The 16,320-nt window shown below is 36.5% G+C and carries 15 protein-coding genes; 5 read left to right on the top strand and 10 right to left on the bottom strand.

Annotation, left to right across the window (positions count from 1 at the left end):
- The first annotated feature begins 52 nt into the window (after nt 1-52).
- Complete coding sequence (locus tag VL047_RS05845) at nt 53-538, top strand: YMGG-like glycine zipper-containing protein (RefSeq protein ID WP_325359159.1); 486 nt, start codon at nt 53-55, stop codon at nt 536-538.
- A gap of 25 nt (nt 539-563) precedes the next feature.
- Here the strand turns inward: VL047_RS05845 and VL047_RS05850 are convergent, their stop codons facing one another.
- On the bottom strand, nt 564-1,601 hold the full coding sequence (locus VL047_RS05850) for an MBL fold metallo-hydrolase (protein ID WP_325359160.1): 1,038 nt from the start codon (nt 1,599-1,601) through the stop codon (nt 564-566).
- Nucleotides 1,602-1,934: 333 nt separating this feature from the next.
- On the opposite strand from VL047_RS05850, the gene VL047_RS05855 reads away from it, so the two are divergent.
- From VL047_RS05855 to VL047_RS05870, 4 genes are all read left to right on the top strand, one after another.
- Nucleotides 1,935-3,359 carry a DUF1080 domain-containing protein gene (locus VL047_RS05855; RefSeq protein ID WP_325359161.1) on the top strand — a complete coding sequence of 475 codons (1,425 nt, stop codon included), beginning with the start codon at nt 1,935-1,937 and terminating at the stop codon, nt 3,357-3,359.
- Between the two features lie 221 nt (nt 3,360-3,580).
- Nucleotides 3,581-4,630 carry a glutamate 5-kinase gene (proB, locus tag VL047_RS05860; RefSeq protein WP_325359162.1) on the top strand — a complete coding sequence of 350 codons (1,050 nt, stop codon included), beginning with the start codon at nt 3,581-3,583 and terminating at the stop codon, nt 4,628-4,630.
- Nucleotides 4,631-4,650: 20 nt separating this feature from the next.
- Nucleotides 4,651-5,898, top strand: coding sequence for a glutamate-5-semialdehyde dehydrogenase (locus VL047_RS05865; protein ID WP_325359163.1), 1,248 nt, complete (start codon nt 4,651-4,653; stop codon nt 5,896-5,898).
- Nucleotides 5,899-6,002: 104 nt separating this feature from the next.
- The gene (locus VL047_RS05870) at nt 6,003-7,388 is read left to right on the top strand and encodes a DASS family sodium-coupled anion symporter (RefSeq protein ID WP_325359164.1); all 1,386 of its coding nucleotides are present in this window, start codon (nt 6,003-6,005) and stop codon (nt 7,386-7,388) included.
- Between the two features lies 1 nt (nt 7,389).
- Here VL047_RS05870 and VL047_RS05875 read toward each other — a convergent pair whose 3' ends face one another.
- The 9 genes from VL047_RS05875 to VL047_RS05915 form a co-directional block, all read right to left on the bottom strand.
- A complete protein-coding gene (locus VL047_RS05875) occupies nt 7,390-8,361 on the bottom strand; it encodes a hypothetical protein (protein ID WP_325359165.1) in 972 nt (323 codons plus the stop codon).
- A 50-nt stretch (nt 8,362-8,411) separates the two neighbouring features.
- Nucleotides 8,412-9,200: a hypothetical protein gene (locus VL047_RS05880; protein WP_325359166.1), complete on the bottom strand. Its 789-nt coding sequence runs from the start codon at nt 9,198-9,200 to the stop codon at nt 8,412-8,414.
- A gap of 2 nt (nt 9,201-9,202) precedes the next feature.
- On the bottom strand, nt 9,203-11,959 hold the full coding sequence (locus VL047_RS05885; protein ID WP_325359167.1) for a hypothetical protein: 2,757 nt from the start codon (nt 11,957-11,959) through the stop codon (nt 9,203-9,205).
- A 54-nt stretch (nt 11,960-12,013) separates the two neighbouring features.
- Nucleotides 12,014-12,847 (bottom strand): hypothetical protein, encoded by an 834-nt coding sequence (locus tag VL047_RS05890; protein WP_325359168.1) that lies wholly within the window; start codon nt 12,845-12,847, stop codon nt 12,014-12,016.
- Nucleotides 12,848-12,923: 76 nt separating this feature from the next.
- A complete protein-coding gene (locus VL047_RS05895; RefSeq protein WP_325359169.1) occupies nt 12,924-13,475 on the bottom strand; it encodes a hypothetical protein in 552 nt (183 codons plus the stop codon).
- A 50-nt stretch (nt 13,476-13,525) separates the two neighbouring features.
- The gene (locus tag VL047_RS05900; protein WP_325359170.1) at nt 13,526-14,128 is read right to left on the bottom strand and encodes a hypothetical protein; all 603 of its coding nucleotides are present in this window, start codon (nt 14,126-14,128) and stop codon (nt 13,526-13,528) included.
- Between the two features lie 121 nt (nt 14,129-14,249).
- Nucleotides 14,250-14,798, bottom strand: a complete 549-nt coding sequence (locus VL047_RS05905; protein ID WP_325359171.1) for a hypothetical protein — start codon at nt 14,796-14,798, stop codon at nt 14,250-14,252.
- Nucleotides 14,799-14,910: 112 nt separating this feature from the next.
- The gene (locus VL047_RS05910) at nt 14,911-15,555 is read right to left on the bottom strand and encodes a response regulator transcription factor (RefSeq protein WP_325359172.1); all 645 of its coding nucleotides are present in this window, start codon (nt 15,553-15,555) and stop codon (nt 14,911-14,913) included.
- 15 nt (nt 15,556-15,570) lie between these two features.
- Nucleotides 15,571-16,320: a HAMP domain-containing sensor histidine kinase gene (locus VL047_RS05915; protein WP_325359173.1), complete on the bottom strand. Its 750-nt coding sequence runs from the start codon at nt 16,318-16,320 to the stop codon at nt 15,571-15,573.

A 16,320-nucleotide genomic window follows, 5' to 3' on the forward strand; every position in this document is an offset into this window, starting at 1 on the left:
TACAAATCGTGGATGATTTCACATCCTGATATATTTATAAATAAAAACTAATATGAAAAATAATACAATAACTCTTGTCATGTTGTTTGCCATGTCAATTGGTATTTTGACAGCATGCAATAATGCATCCGGCACAAAAGAAGATACTTTAGCCAAAGAAATGGCTGATAAACGAATAAGTGATAGCTTAAAGTTGGATAGTTTTAAAACAGCAGAAGCTGCAAAAGCCGCATTAGCAGAGCAAGAAGAAAGTAAAAGTTATTCTAAAAAAGAATCGAATGTTATACCAACATCAAATACCAGCACTGTAATTCATGCTTCACCTGAAGCTACTCAGCAACAAGAGAAGAAAGGTTGGAGCGATGCTGCTAAAGGCACAGCCATTGGCGCTGGTGTTGGAGCAATTGGCGGAGCTTTAATAGATAAAGACAAACCTGTTAGAGGTGCAGCCATTGGAGCAGCTATTGGTGGTGGTAGTGGTTATGCTATTGGTAGAAAGAGCGACCGTGAAAGTGGTAGAGTTGAGAAAAAAGACTAATTAATTTATCTTGAGGCACCCATTATTATAGGTCAAAGTTCCACCATTCTTTTTGCAGATTACTTTCGGACTCCGTCAGTTCTTTGCTAAGTAGGTTCTTTCTTATAGTAATGGGTTCTCCTATCATCGGACTTAGCATTTTTACCTCTTTCTGTTTAGCACTTTCTTTGACGCGCTGGATAGGCTCATTCCAGGGATGATTAGCCAAAGCAAACTTTCCCCAGTGTACAGGAAGCAGTATTTCTGCATTTAAATCTATACAAGCCTCTACAGTTTCTTCAGGCATCATATGTATAAAAGGCCATGATTTATTGTATTGGCCGCATTCCAATATTGCTATATCAAAGGGTCCAAAAGTATCACCAATTAATTTGAAGTGGGTATCATAACCTGAATCACCACCGATAAAGATTCTATAGTCATCGATCTCCAACACAAAAGAAGCCCATAAACTTCCACCTCTTTTTATACCCCTGCCAGAGAAGTGCCTAGCCGGTGTGGCTGTTAGCACAAAGTGATTCTCGTATTCTTTCTTTTCCCACCAGTCCAGATCTGTTATTTTTTGAGCATCAATACCCATCTTTTCTAAAGACTGCTTAACACCAATTGCTGTTAAATAATTTTTCACCTTCCCTTTCAATTTATCAATGGTTTGAACGTCCATGTGATCATAATGATTATGAGTTAAAACCAATAGCTCAATTTCAGGCATATCATCGGCTGTATAAACATTTGATCCATCAAAAGCCCTAACCATATAAGAAAATGGAGATGCATGGCCGCTAAAAACGGGATCTACTAAGATATTTCTTCCATCGCAGTGGATAAGGTAGGATGAATGTCCGAACCAAACAATTACGGGCTCTTTTGATGAAATTGACCTTAAGTCTGTTTTAATTGATGGGATAATTTGCTGAGGGCGAACACTCTTTGGCCTTCTTAACATATCCTTTAATATTTGAAAATAAGAAACATCCGGAGCCATAGTCGGAGTATGAGAAAGATTTTGAAATGATCCTTTTTTATAATTCTTGGAATGAATGATCCGATCGTCTTTTTTCATAATTTAAAATAATAAGGATGCAATTTAGTAATTCTCCTTCGAACCTTGCTCGTAACTTCTACGTACCATGTTTAATATACCAGTGTTGTTACTGTGCTATTATTGCGTTATGTCTACGCTATTTTAATTAAAATAGCGTAGACATAACGTAGGAATCACTCATTAAGCTTACTGCTATGTTATACGAGGTACGTACATGTTAGGTATCAGGTTCTTTTAAATTCGAAGTAGGTTATCCCGAAATTTTATTTAATTTCGTTTTAGATCAATCGATATCAGACTCGATATCTTGCTTAATGAAACCAATTATATATTGATTTAAATCTTAAAAAAATGACAACAAAAACTTTAAAAACAATGATGCAGAAACAAGGTACAATCCCCACGTTATTTTCCTTTTTATTTATTCTTATTTCTTTTCAATCCTGTACACAATCGGGAAACGCTGCTTCAGCGTCAGCTGAAAGTGAGCCTATCTTTGATGGAAAAACGTTAGATGGCTGGAAAGCAGTTGCTGGTACAGCGCCATTTGAAGTAATTGATGGTGAAATTGTCGGTACTACGGTGGAGAATACAGGCAATACTTTCTTGATCACCGAAAAGGAGTATACTGACTATATTTTTGAGGTAGATGTGAAGATTGAAGGTGCTGGTAATAATTCAGGAGTTATGGTTCGCGGCCAGTATGATCCTGCAGGAAGAGACGGAGCTGGTTTGGTATTTGGCAGACAGGTGGAAATAGATCCCTCTGATCGGAAATGGACAGGTGGAATTTACGATGAGGCCCGTAGAATGTGGCTTTATCCGTTGGATCTGAATCCTTCTGCAAAAGAAGTTTTTAAGGTAGGTGAATACAATCATCTTAGAATTGAAAGCATTGGCAATAAAACAAAAACCTGGATTAACGATGTTCCAGTTGCTTACTTGGTTGACACGTTGGATGCCAATGGATTTATCGGTTTGCAAGTGCATGCTGTTTATGGTGATGGAAAAGCAGGGGAAAAAGTATACTTCAAGAACCTAAACTTACAAACGCAAAATTTGAAACCAAAAGAATTTTCAACTGGAGTGTATGTTGTTAACCTTTTAACCAATAACCTGTCTGAGCAGGAGAAAAAGGATGGTTATAAATTACTTTTTGATGGAGAAACAAGTGACGGCTGGGTAGGGGCTCATAAAGATACTTTTCCTGAAAAAGGATGGAAAATATCTGACGGTGTATTATCGGTTTTATCATCAGACGGAGCAGAATCTGCTAATGGAGGTGATATTGTAACCAAAGATGAATACTCTGCCTTTGATCTTTCCTTTGAATTTAAATTAACTACCGGTGCTAATAGCGGAGTGAAATATTTTGTTACACTTGCAGAGCAAAGTGCAGGTTCTGCCATTGGTTTGGAATATCAGATTTTGGATGATGATGTGCATCCGGATGCTAAATTAGGGAAAGATGGTAATCGTACTCTTGCATCTCTTTACGATTTAATTACAGCCAATAAACAACCTCGTTTTATGAAGCCTATAGGAGAATGGAATAGAGGAAGAGTTGTTGCTTATCCTGATAAAAGAGTTGAGCATTATTTGAATGGGGTAGTTGTTTTATCTTATGTACGCGGCTCAGAAGAGTATCGTGCGTTAGTTGCGGGTAGTAAATATAAGGATTGGGTGAACTTTGGTGAAGCTGAAAAAGGCCATATTTTACTGCAAGACCATGGTGATAATGTAAGTTTTAAAAATATTAAAATAAAATCTTTATAAACTTGCATTAGTGTATGATGTACACTATATTTGTATCATCATAATTTAGGTTTATAATTGGTTAGTAAAGGTTCCCATTCTCCCCGCTTGGGAACCTTTCATTTTTACCCTTTTTATAATAATCCAAAGAAAATATATTCTATCTATTTTACCGTTCTATTTCGAAATTCATAAATAAATTCTCTATTTTGTTCCTTAATTTAAATACCAAGGCAATTATTTTGAAAAAGTCAATTCTTAAGAAACCGATACTAGTCATAAAATTTGGAACAGCATCAATCACTACCAATAACGGAGAACTGGATGAGCAGGTAATTGCTGATATAGCTCAACAAGTTGCACAAATTCATTCCCAATATCACATTGTTTTAGTTTCTTCGGGAGCGGTTGCCGCGGGTAAATCATTTATACAGAATTATAAGAAAGGTCTGAGCGAAAGAAAGGCTGCTGCTGCTATTGGAAATACTTTATTGCTTAATAAATACTCGCAGTATTTTACACCTTATGGTATCCACATTGCACAAAGCCTAAGTGAGCGTACTCATTTTTCTAACCGTAAGCAGTTTCTTCAGTTAAAGAAGACCTACGAAAAGCTTTGGGAGAATAATATTATTCCAATAGCGAATGAAAACGACGTTGTCAGCAATTTAGAGCTTAAGTTTTCTGACAATGATGAGCTGGCAACTTTGATTGCTGTGGGTTTTAATGCATCTTTGTTATTATTCAGTACTTCGGTTCCTGGCGTATTGGATGCTAAAGGAGAGGTGATTACAGCACTGGATACCAGCGATAAGTCGGTTTTACAGTTAGCGAATAAGGAGAAGTCAGCATCTGGATTAGGAGGAATGACTTCCAAATTGACTTATACACGTTTGGCAAATCAAATGGGTATTAAGGCCGTAATTTTTGGAATAAGGACTGAAGATGGTATCTTGAAAGCTATTAAAGGTGAGACAGGAACGGTTTGTAAGGCTCAGCCATGTTCCATGTCGGCGAGAAATCGTTGGCTTGCAAGCGGAAGCCTGATAAAAGGCAAGGTAAAGGTTGATTTAGGAGCAACAGCTGCTTTAAATAAAAGATTTAGCTTGCTGGCTGTAGGAGTAAAGGAGGTGATTGGAGATTTTGAGCATGGGGAGGTGATTGAGATTCTGGATGAAGATAACCATGCGATTGCAGTAGCAAAAACCAGAATTTCATCGGGAGAACTGATAAAGAATTTAAAAACGCAGAATTTTGAAGTGGCAAATGCCAATGATATTGTATTTATATAAACCTTACGATTCATAGACAAATGGAGAATATTCAAGACATCCTTAAAAGTGCAGCGAAAGCAACTACGGTGGTTCAAGCTCTTTCTGAAGAAGTTAAAGTGTCTTTGCTGAAAGAGCTTTCAGCACGGCTAAAAAACTCTAAGAAAGAAATCCTTGCTAGTAATTTGTTGGATTTAAATAAAATGGATGATGCTGACCCCAAGAAAGATCGTTTGGTTTTGACGGACGCTCGTATTGATGACTTATCATCCAGTTTAGATGAGATTGCTGCCTTGCCAGATCCGGCCAATCAAGTGATTGTTGAAAGAACATTGGATAATGGATTGCAGGTTATAAAGAAAACCGTGCCTTTGGGAGTGGTAGGAGTGATCTATGAGTCGAGGCCAAATGTAACGATTGACGTAGCCGCTTTGTGCATACGTTCAGGGAACGTTTGTTTGCTTCGTGGAGGTAGCGATGCTTTTCATACAAATACGATCTTGGTAGAGCTTATTCATCAATGTCTGGATAGGTTTAATATTGATCGGGCTATTGTTCAGCTTTTACCGGTTGATCGCCGTTTTGTGGATGAACTATTGAATGCTTCAAAATACGTAGATATCATTATTCCTCGTGGTTCTGATCAACTGATTCAGTTTGTGAGAAATAACTCGAAAGTTCCGGTAATAGAAACAGGTGCCGGCGTATGCCATACCTATGTGGAAGCGAGCGCAGATTTGCAGAAAGCAGTCGATATTGTTGTGAATGCTAAAGTTACCCGGCCATCGGTATGCAATGCATTGGATACGGTTATTGTAGACCGTGCTATTGCTGAACCTTTTCTTGACTTGTTGGCTCCTAAACTGTCTGATTATCAAGTAGAAATATTTGCTGATAAAGAATCATTTGATATTTTATCTCATGCTGATTATAAGGATTTAAAGCATGCTGATAATGAAGATTTCGGTCGTGAGTTTTTAGATATGAAATGCTCTGTTAAGGTATTGGACAATATAGATGAAGCTTTAGATCATATTTCCAACTTCTCATCCAAACATTCGGAAGCCATTGTTTCAAAGGATGCCGATAAGCAGTTGCGCTTTTTAAATGAAGTAGACGCTGCAGCCGTTTATGTGAATGCTTCTACGCGTTTTACCGATGGTGGTGTATTTGGTTTGGGTGCAGAAATTGGTATCTCTACTCAGAAACTGCATGCCCGCGGACCCTTCGCATTGGAGAAATTGGTTACTGAAAAGTGGTTGATTAGGGGTGACGGACAAGTCAGGTAGTCTTTTTAAGGTTTAGTTTATTTATTTATATTAGCGTAAGGAATTTTTAGGTCCACGCTCGAAATCCGCTATAAACTAATTTCTTACAACATGATTAATGTTTTATGACTTGGAAAAACTTCTTCCTGCTGGCCGGTCCTTTATCTTTTTTAATTATCAAGTATATCCATTTTGAAGGCTTGTCGCCTGAAGGGCAGGCCGTTTTGGCTTGTACTTGCTGGGTAGCGATTTGGTGGATCAGTGAGGCTGCAGAACTTCCAGTTACTTCCATATTACCATTAGCCATAATACCACTGGCTGGCGGCTTAACAATCGATCAGACTGCAACTTCTTATGCCAATCCTTTAATTTTTCTCTTTATGGGTGGCTTTATAATTGGCCTTGCCATTGAGAAATGGGGCTTGCACCAACGAATTGCTTATAAAATTATTGATTTTGTAGGGAAGGGAGAGAAGCGGATGATTTTGGGTTTTATGCTGGCGACTGGCTTCTTATCTATGTGGCTATCCAATACCGCTACAACTATTATGATGCTACCGATTGGCTTATCGGTTATAAAGCATATGGGTGAGCGACAACCATTTTCTCGTAGTTTAATGTTGGGTATTGCCTATGCAGCATCTATTGGTGGGATGGCTACTTTAATTGGTACTCCGCCCAACTTAATACTTGCCGGAGTAGTTCGAGAAGCTTTTCAGATTGAGATTTCCTTTCTTCAATGGATGATGTTTGCATTTCCTCTTAGTCTTTTATTATTATTTGTCACCTGGTTCTATCTTACACGCTATAAAGTAAGGGAGGACGATCGTGCTGAAGATTTAGCCTTATTAGAATTGGGAAAAATGTCTCTTCAGGAGAAAAGGGTTTTGGCTATATTTTCGTTGGTTGCCTTTTTGTGGATTACCCGTTCATTTATCTGGAATACAGTTATTCCTGGTTTGGACGATACTATTATAGCAATTGTTGGGGCATTACTTATGTTTTTGGTTCCTGCGGGTGAAGGAAAAGGGATGTTAATGAATTGGAATTCAGCTAAGAAGCTTCCTTGGGATGTATTATTGATTTTCGGTGCCGGTTTGGCGATTGCAAAAGGTTTCTCTCAAACTGATTTGGCAAGTTGGCTTGCTATGCAATTTATGGCTGCAAATTTCCTTCCTGCTATGCTGATATCGTTACTTGTTATTGCGGGAATTAATTTCTTAACTGAAGTAACGTCTAATACAGCTACTGCAAGTATGATTTTACCTTTATTGATAACCTTGACAGCTGCTTTGGGTATTCCTCCAATACCTTTGTTGGCGGGGGCTGCTATAGCGGCTTCCTGTGCTTTTATGCTTCCGGTTGCTACACCACCCAATGCGATTGTTTTTAGTTCGGGCAAAATAAGGATAGGAGAGATGGCAAGGATTGGTTTATGGCTTAACCTGACATCAATATTCTTTATATTTTTGTTTATTTATTACTGGTGGCCAATGGTATGGGTAATGTAGGTTATTTGGGTTCCATGGTAAAAGTTAAGGTGGTGGAGTAGATACCTGATCGTGCATTTTTAAAACTATTCTCATTTGCTGTAGTAAAATATTTTAAGTTATAGTATACCGGATTTGGATCTGTATAAGAATTCTTTGATAACAAGGTTGTAGTCGACTTGTTTAAACTGATAGTATTATGGGTAACATCAATAGGAGCGGGGATTCCATTGCTGCTCATAAGTTTTACTGCGGCTAGAGGAATAACGCTGGGTCCGCTCGAAGAGAAGTTATCTGCACTGCCATTTACCTTAATGTGATAAGGTGCAGCCGATTGAACCCTTAGCCCATTGTTTATTGTTATTGCAGTTCCGTTATTATAGTCTTCTCCATTGTTAAAATTAAGTGAAGGATTTTGTGCGCCGTTAACTAAAGTTAAGCTGGTAATCGGAGTGCTTCCACCACCACCCGTACCGTTAAAATATTTACCAAAATTATAAACTGCGGTAGAAGTAGATTTTAATTGATTGTTTTTATCATACAATCGAAAAGTAAGTTGACATCGATACTCACCATTTTGTAATTCTACCAATTGCGGTCCTCCGGCAATTTTAAGATCATAACGAATAAAAGTACTGTAATAAGGAGGAGCTATTAAAGGGGTAGAAGATGATTGAATTAATGTTACTTCATTATAGTTTAAAGCAATGTAATTGGTAGGAGCTTTAATGGCATTTGCAAATACCGGTATTTCTGCAATTGAAGGATTATGCTTTAAAGACACATATTGTGGAGCCAGTGTGGTACCGTTTACAAAAGTAATAGGGGCCGTAACCTGTACGGTTATTTTAAAATTGGGTAGGCTGCTATTGTGTCCGATCGAGAGTTGCAGTTGCACGTTACCAATGGAAGTCCCGCCATTATCCAAATCGCTTTGATTTAAAAACTGTATCCAGACACCATTTCCTTGTGAAGCACTGATAGACTGTGCCATCAGATTTACACTTGATAGTAGCAATAAACAAAAGATTATACTTTTAGCTTTCAATTTGTAAAGATTAATTCAACGTTATTAATACCATTATTTGTAATGGGTTCTACCAGAGCATAGGCTTTGTAGCTTCCATTTTTCAGGTTAGGCGGTAAATTTATACTCACCTGTTGTTTATCAGCAGGTAAAGTAAAGAATTCCGTATTTCCTAATCTAATCATTTCCCGAGTATCAAGATTTAATAATTCATATTTAATGACCCCTTCTAACCAAATATTACCACTATTATGAATGGAGAGCATCAAGCTTTGGTTGTTCTCCCGATCCTTCTTCACCAATTTAAAGTTAGAAAGTTGTAGTTCAGAGTTAGTGTGTTCCTTATTTTTATAATAAATTTTCACACCTACTTGTACAACCATATTAATCGCTAAGGATGTTGTATTGATATTGGGTTTCTCAATTTGTGTTAGATATAGCATAGCGGTATGGACTGTTACTCCATCATTAGGTATAGCATTGATAGTGACCCGTATTGTATCAACTGCATCTGGCGCTAAGGTAATATAATCGCCGGAATCAATTGTTAAATAATTGGCGAGTGAGGTAGCAAGTTCACCAGCAGGATATACTTTGTTATTTCCAAATAAGTCGTAATTCCAGTCATGAACAGATATTCTAATATTTAGTGTGTCATTGCTATTCAGATTTTTGATAATGAAGGACTGTTCCTTACTCCCTTCCTCTGCAAAGTATAGCCGAGATGCAGAAATTGCTATCGCACTCTGTGCAAAGCAGTCATACTGTAGAAATAAAAAGGTGATGACTGTTAGGATTGCTTTCATTCTTAGAATTTTTTAACTTTGATTTCAGTACCTTTTTTCTTGAATTCAAATATTAATTTCTTACTTGTCTCTCCTTTGATCGCCTGAGCGCTTTGTGAAGGGTTTAAAAACTCGTAGCGAGTATTTTCAAAGTATACCGTATAATTTCCTTCTATGAGATAAAAATCAAAACCTCCTTGTGGATTTACAAATGTATTGAATATTTCTCCTTTTTCATTTTTTGCATAAACATTGATTCCTGTAATATCAGCTTCTTTTGTGTCGTATTGTTGACGTATTTCCTTTAATTCTCCTGATATGCGGATATTTTGGATCATGGGTAAAAGTAAAGTACGGTTCCGGTTTACCAAAACAGAATCGACTCCTTTTAGTTGTAATCCTTCTTGATTATTGATACTTAGCCGATAGGTTCCTGGCATTACATTTTGATAATTTACTTCGCCGTCTTTATTGGTTAAAGCAACTGAGTTATTGAGTCGTATTATTTTGCCTGATATCGCTTTTTCCTTTGCATCCATAATGCCGTTATAATTATCGTCTTGGAAGAGCTTTAATTTTACATTGTGATTGCCTACACTGGTTGCTTGTCTAAAATATTTTTTAATACCGAATCTGTATTGTGAATTATTGCTCGAGAAAGTTTCAGATTTAAACCCACTGTAACTGCCAGAACCTGTCAATGACCAGGTATTTGCCAATTTATATTCAATATTTGCATTTAAATTTTTATTAAAATTCCCATAAGTATTTGAATAGTTTATTCCTCCCGAAAGGTTTGTTTTTAATTTCTGATTGAAGGCAGTAAAAGAGTAAGAAGAGTAAAGCGAGTAATTATTAACTTTGTTTTTTGACTCTGTGGATTGAATAACTTCATAGATATTTTGAGGGTTAAAACTAGCTAAAGCATTTAAACTGATTTTGTTATATCGATAAGATAATAATAAACGCAGATTTTTATACCAATTTTTTCCATCATCGATGCTCGAAGAACCATATTCAGTAGAGAAATTCAGACTATGGGTACCTAGATGAGTGCTTATATCCATTTTCAAGCTATAGGAAAGTAATTTCTGGTTCAGATTATTTGTGTTATTTTTTTGTTCCGTAATCTGAGGAGAGACAGAGAAGTCGAAACTTGGATGATTAAGTGAAAATCCGGTTCCAAATATTTGGCTTCTTCCATAATAATGAATTTCAGGAAGAGAATTTCCGTTTGTGTCAAAAAAGGTAGTTAAATATCGTGGCTGATTGATAGTATTAGTATAGCGTAAAAAGATCTGTTTGTTTTGGCTAACGCGATAAGAAAAACTTTGATTGATGTTCAATGACCCTCTTCTCTGTCCGGCATATTTCGGAGTGCTGTAGGAATTATTGGAGTTGATCTGTAACTTTTTGCCACTCAAACCATAATAGACACCTGCTGAATAACCAATTGCACTCAGATTTGCTGATATGTTCTCTTGATTGCTAACACCTCCGTCAAATCGTAGGTTCTGAATGGAATCTATCGCTATTGCTGAAGAAAGTGTCAATAAATTAGTATTGATAGAAGTATTGGGGTCAGTGTTATAGACATAAGCAATCCCAGCTTTTTTGTTCCCATTGTTCATAAATTGGTAACGGGTAGCAAATGTACGTGCTAGCTCTCGTGAGTTTTTTATTGAATTGTAAAGGCTGTAATCGTTTTCTGAAGCTAATGCTTCAAAGCTGTGGTGATCATTCGGCTGATAGGTCAGTTTAGCACCTTTACCACTAATGCTATAATCATAGTCTTCTCCGTATATATTGCCGAGTCGCAGTGTCATTGCGTCACTTCCTAGTTCGAACCAGCTATTGTAAATATTAAGGTTTTGTTGCTGTGCGTAATAATCAACGTTAGTACTAAAGCCGGCTTGAAGTCTGCCTAGAGCAAACAGGCCGTTTGCTCTTAGCTGATCGTAGGTTGATCCACGGTTCAATTGAGCATGTGTTAACTCTATGGAATTGTCAGACATATCAGAGCCTGAAGCATTCATTTGTCTTGAGTTACTTAATATAATCACCCGGATATTCGTACTTCCTATTATTTTATTCAATGCCATATCTTCTGCATTAATTAGGAGCTGGTAATCAGGATTAAAGCTGTTGCTAGAGCGTGTACTTACCTGTAGATCTATAAGCCTTTTCTCTTTGGCTTCCAAACTGATGATTTCCTCTTTTCGACTGATTTGTAGCCCTTCTGGCTGAACTCGATAGCTTAGTTTGATCTGTCGGGCCGAATAGCTTCTGTTCTCAATAAAAAAAGAAACCTTACTCTCCGGGAGGTTTGGATCTAAATAGTTTTCGGTAGCGAAAGGATAAATGCTTACGCTGTTATCTTCTTTCCGATCAATATAAAAGCTGGTAGTTTGTATCCGGTCATTACCATTAATAACATAATTGATACTATAGTGAACAGATTTGTCTGGTATCTTTAAGAATTCCTGATTGGCTAAAAATTTAACCGGAAAGCGCTTGCCTTCGCCGGTAGATAAGGTAAAGGCAGCTGAAGATGGTTTAAGTAGAGTGCCCGGATAAGATGTCTGAGCAGCAATTTTTGTTATTTCTATTGGACGATTGCTTTCATTTTTTATAAGCAAGAAGTTGAGCAAAGTACTTCCAGGTTCCGCCAAGATCGTATCCTGTTCAAACGAGAAAAGAAGAGAATCTTTTTTCGGCTGTGCAATAGCAGTGCTTAGCGCCCCTAAAAGGCACGTAATAAAAACAATGATTCGTTTCATCTGTTAAAGACAGTGACATAGCTCTAACCTCGTATCAGAGACTTTATTTTGTTATTAATTGAATTCAAAATCTTTTTCTGCCACTCGGATATCTGTGGTTCCACCCATTTTTATAAAGGATACACCCGCGTAAGAGCCTTTCGTCTCTGCTGGAATATCAAAGTAAACCAATTGTTCTGCTTCAGGAAGCATAGAAATATTAACTGGAGTTAATTTGATTTCTTCACCACTGTTTTTATTGGTTAATTCTAGTTCAACACTAGAATCACTGATAGTATTTCCAACATTCTTTATTTTTATACCAACCCTCCGGTAAGGATTGTCACCTTTATTAATGATCCCCAAATCATCAACCGCAGTAAATTCCAGATCCTGTGTTTGATTGGTCGGTGGTGTATTGTAAACATGTAAGCCGAACTCGAACAAAACCTGTAAACCAATCCCCATTCCGCTTTGATAGTTATCATCTTGTCGTCCTATTTGAGTAAAAAAGAGCATGCTATTGGTAACATCACTGACAGGAATATTTTCAGGAATATGCATAGTAACAGGAATGGTCAGTGTTGAACCGGCATCTACCGTAAATAGCTCTTCGGGAATGGATATCCAACTGCTATTTGATTTAGATAATGTATTTGGATCCATGTATAATTTTTCTCCTATGCTATCACGATACCAGTCATTTATCCTAGTATTGAACGTGATAGAATTTGCCGAGCCATTGGTAAAGATTACATTTTCTGTCAAAGTTTCTCCAGGATTTCCGCTGAAGAATAAGCGAGTTGGCGACATGGAAATACCTTGTGCCTTGACACTAATTATTCCTGTAAAGAACGCTAATATAAACATCATCTTTAAGATGATGTTTTGGGTTGTTTTGTGATTCATTATTAAATTCATAATAGAAAAGTTTCCTAAATTAAATACAAAGATCGGATATTAGGAAACTTTCCCATAATTAAATTTAATGGTTGACTACTGAATAAGTTACAGTCTGCTTGTAATCACCAGCTGCTTTTCCTAGGATATCATCTGATGAAGACCTCTCTTTAGGAATAAAATAATCAATGTCAACAAGTTTGAGACTCCCAAGTGGAGCATTGGTAATGAGAGTTTGGGGTTCAGTTGCTCCAGTTAATACAACCTCTGAAGCTGTTCCTCCAACATCACTACTTCCATTCACTTTAATTGTTAAAACACTAATAGGGATAGTTTTACCTGTCGCATCTCCAGACGTACCTATAAAATTTTCTCCACCAGCTTTAACTTTTACGTCAAAAGCTTTAGTTGAAGTGATGATTAAGTGATCGTTTTGCGATACTGTTTGATCTGCTCTATAGGCCGCTTCATTTGGATAAGAGAAGCCAATGTTAGCTCCTGCCGCTGTACTGCTGGGATCAATAGATATTACGTCACTTAAATTGATAGTTACGTTAGCTGTTTGTGCTTTTACAGATGTGTTTGCAAGCAGGATGGCTACAAAAGATAATGCGCCGATAAGTAATTGCTTTTTCATGTTATTGGTTCTTAATTTTTTTAAATTCTTGTTAATTTTATTTGTTTGTTTTAGAGTGTGCTAAGTGTATATATGATCGTATTGGTATAGATGCCAGGATTAATACCTAATATTTTATCTATAGCATTTTTGGACGAAATGGTATATTCAACATTCAGATACTTCTTGATCGCTGGCGCTGCGTTTGAAATTAATGTTTGATCATTGATTTCTAAACCTCGGATATTTTGGAGGTTTAGTTCAGTGCCCAATAAATCGGTATTTTTTACTTGTATATCTAATACATTTGACGGAAAATATGAGTAGCCTGTCGATGTAAAGTTTTTATTGGCAGCTCTTGCTAAAAGACTGAATTTATTATTGGTTGATACAACAATATGATTAGGCATAGTCAAAGAAATCCCCTTCTTATAATCGTCTTCATTTTTTAATCTTAAATTTACCTGTAAGCCCCCCACACCAATATCAGAACTTAGACTAATGAAATCATCAACCTCTACAGCAACTGGTATCGGTACATGAGATAGTGTAGAACCAGATTCTGCTAATGAAGCACTTTGTGCATATGATGTTGAAATAAGCATTGAAAAAGCTATAGCCAACACCATTTTGGTTTTTATATTTATTTTAAAGTTGTTAATACTGGTGTTCATTTTATCGCTATTAATTTTCTCAAACAAAGGTGCGAAGAATGGTTTTTGTGATTTGTAATATATGTTAATAAGTTTTAGTAGTAAGTTTACTACAAGAGAATACTTATAATAAATTAATACCTTAATGGGCAATAACTGAATAGGTTAGTTTTTGTATGTAATTTCCGCTAGGTTTCCCTAAAATATCAGGCGATTGTGATTTTGCCTGAGGGATAATGTATTTAATGGTGAGCTGTTGTTCGTTTCCTTTTTCCGCACCAGTGACAATGTTTTGATCTTCGGTACTTAAGTTAATGACAGATATAACAGCGCCGGGCAGATCCGAAGTATTATCGCTAGCATCTACGGTGAGAACGTTAACTGGAATAGTACTGCCAGCAGCTGTTCCTTCACCAATGAAATTAGGGCCGTCGGCTTTTACTTTGATATCATAAGATTGGGTAGCTGTAACGATCAGATAGCTGTTTCTGACGATGGTTTGGCTTTTGTTGTAATCGCCTTCATTTTTGTATTGGAATCTTACAGGATCGGCGTGAATACTACTATTGGGGTCTACTGAAATAACATCTGTTAAATTGATACTGACATTGGTACTTACTTGGGCTTGTACTGAAAAAGTTATAAGAAACAGGATGCTGATAAATGTACCGGTTATATAATTCCTTTTCATTTTTATGGTATTTCACTTTAATTACAAAGATTGTTACCGCAAAGCTACGAGTTGAAGTATTACATTTTTGTAGTATAGTTATAGCATGCCGAGTAATAACTTTACTACTTATCTATGAAAGCGAAATGTCATAAAGTCTGAATATTTCTATTAATTCAGGAACCGTTTGTACGTCTAGTTTTTTAAATAAGCGCGTTTTGTATGTACTTACAGATGCTATATGGATATTCAGATCGTTTGAAATGTCTTTTAAGCTAAGGCCTTTGATAAGTTTTTCTGCAATCTCCATTTCGCGATTAGAGAGAACTTCAATAGGGTTTTGAGATGGTACATGTTTATTTAATGAGTTAAAAACCATGGTGTCTTTAACTTCATTGCTGATGTAGCTTCCTTTATCAAACATTTTCTCAAGTGCTTTGCTAATTTCTTCTTCGGTTGCTAGCTTATGCAGAAAGCCATCGGCTCCCATTTTTAAATATCGAACTGCAAAAAGCTGTTCATCTTGTGCGGAGAATATAAGTACTTTAATATTTGGATGTTTAATTTTAATAATTTCTAAGGTTTCCTGGAAATTACCATCCGGCATTTTAATATCGAGTACAATTAAATCAAATTCCTTTTTATTAAGTATATCTAATAAGCTTCGGTAGTTACTAACTTCGTCTATAATAACGGAAGGTCTCAATTTCTTAATCATTAAAGACAAACCTAATCTAACTACGCCATGGTCATCTGCAATAAGTATTTTTTCGGTCATTGTATGTGGTTCCAACTAAAAAGTTTGCGGCAGATTTATTCTTATTTTTGTGCCACTATCTTCTCTCGACGTAACTTCAATAGAAGCGTTTATTAATTTTGCTATATCCTTGATAATGGCCAGGCTGATACCGGCACCTTTTTCATTAAGGGTTCCGGTATGAGTTACTTCGTTGATATTAAATATACCTTCGAGAACCCGATCACTCATTCCTGCCCCAAAATCTTCTATGGTAAATTTAATGCTTTCATTGTTAATTATCATACAGTGAAAGATTATATTTCCACTAACATAAGAATACTTAATAGCATTTTCAATGATCTTTCGTAAAATGAATCTAATTAATACCTCGTCGTTGATAAATGTAGCATCTTGATCTCCTTCAAATGAAAGTTGTATACTCTTTTTCTTTAATTCGTTGCTAAGGGATTGTTGAATAGATTGAAACAAATTAAAACCACTTATTTTATCCTTTTGGGGGACGAAAGAATCATGCTGAGCATATACCCAAGCAAGGGTTGATTCAATGGTATGTTGGTTGATGATTGCACTTGATTTTAATTCAGGGAGTAACTCTGAAAGAATCTCTGGTGTGATTTCTTTATTTTGTAACGCATCTAAAACCCAAAGAAGATTTCTGGATACTCCAATAAAGTCATGAGCGATAAGAGATATCCATTGTTTTTTAGATTGAATATCCTGCTCCAGTTCTTTGATAATAGATTCCTGTTCTCTGATTTTTTCTATTTGCTGAGTACTGTCCAT

Source organism: Albibacterium sp., assembly GCF_035514885.1.
In the GTDB taxonomy this organism is placed as follows: domain Bacteria; phylum Bacteroidota; class Bacteroidia; order Sphingobacteriales; family Sphingobacteriaceae; genus Albibacterium.

Bases quoted from the DNA above. Each gene is read 5' to 3' on its own strand.
- VL047_RS05845 (WP_325359159.1), top strand. From the start codon at position 53: ATGAAAAATAATACAATAACTCTTGTCATGTTGTTTGCCATGTCAATT.
- VL047_RS05850 (WP_325359160.1), bottom strand. From the start codon at position 1,601: ATGAAAAAAGACGATCGGATCATTCATTCCAAGAATTATAAAAAAGGA.
- VL047_RS05855 (WP_325359161.1), top strand. From the start codon at position 1,935: ATGACAACAAAAACTTTAAAAACAATGATGCAGAAACAAGGTACAATC.
- VL047_RS05865 (WP_325359163.1), top strand. From the start codon at position 4,651: ATGGAGAATATTCAAGACATCCTTAAAAGTGCAGCGAAAGCAACTACG.
- VL047_RS05870 (WP_325359164.1), top strand. From the start codon at position 6,003: ATGACTTGGAAAAACTTCTTCCTGCTGGCCGGTCCTTTATCTTTTTTA.
- VL047_RS05875 (WP_325359165.1), bottom strand. From the start codon at position 8,361: ATGGCACAGTCTATCAGTGCTTCACAAGGAAATGGTGTCTGGATACAG.
- VL047_RS05880 (WP_325359166.1), bottom strand. From the start codon at position 9,200: ATGAAAGCAATCCTAACAGTCATCACCTTTTTATTTCTACAGTATGAC.
- VL047_RS05885 (WP_325359167.1), bottom strand. From the start codon at position 11,959: ATGAAACGAATCATTGTTTTTATTACGTGCCTTTTAGGGGCGCTAAGC.
- VL047_RS05890 (WP_325359168.1), bottom strand. From the start codon at position 12,847: ATGAATCACAAAACAACCCAAAACATCATCTTAAAGATGATGTTTATA.
- VL047_RS05895 (WP_325359169.1), bottom strand. From the start codon at position 13,475: ATGAAAAAGCAATTACTTATCGGCGCATTATCTTTTGTAGCCATCCTG.
- VL047_RS05900 (WP_325359170.1), bottom strand. From the start codon at position 14,128: ATGAACACCAGTATTAACAACTTTAAAATAAATATAAAAACCAAAATG.
- VL047_RS05905 (WP_325359171.1), bottom strand. From the start codon at position 14,798: ATGAAAAGGAATTATATAACCGGTACATTTATCAGCATCCTGTTTCTT.
- VL047_RS05910 (WP_325359172.1), bottom strand. From the start codon at position 15,555: ATGACCGAAAAAATACTTATTGCAGATGACCATGGCGTAGTTAGATTA.
- VL047_RS05915 (WP_325359173.1), bottom strand. From the start codon at position 16,320: ATGGACAGTACTCAGCAAATAGAAAAAATCAGAGAACAGGAATCTATT.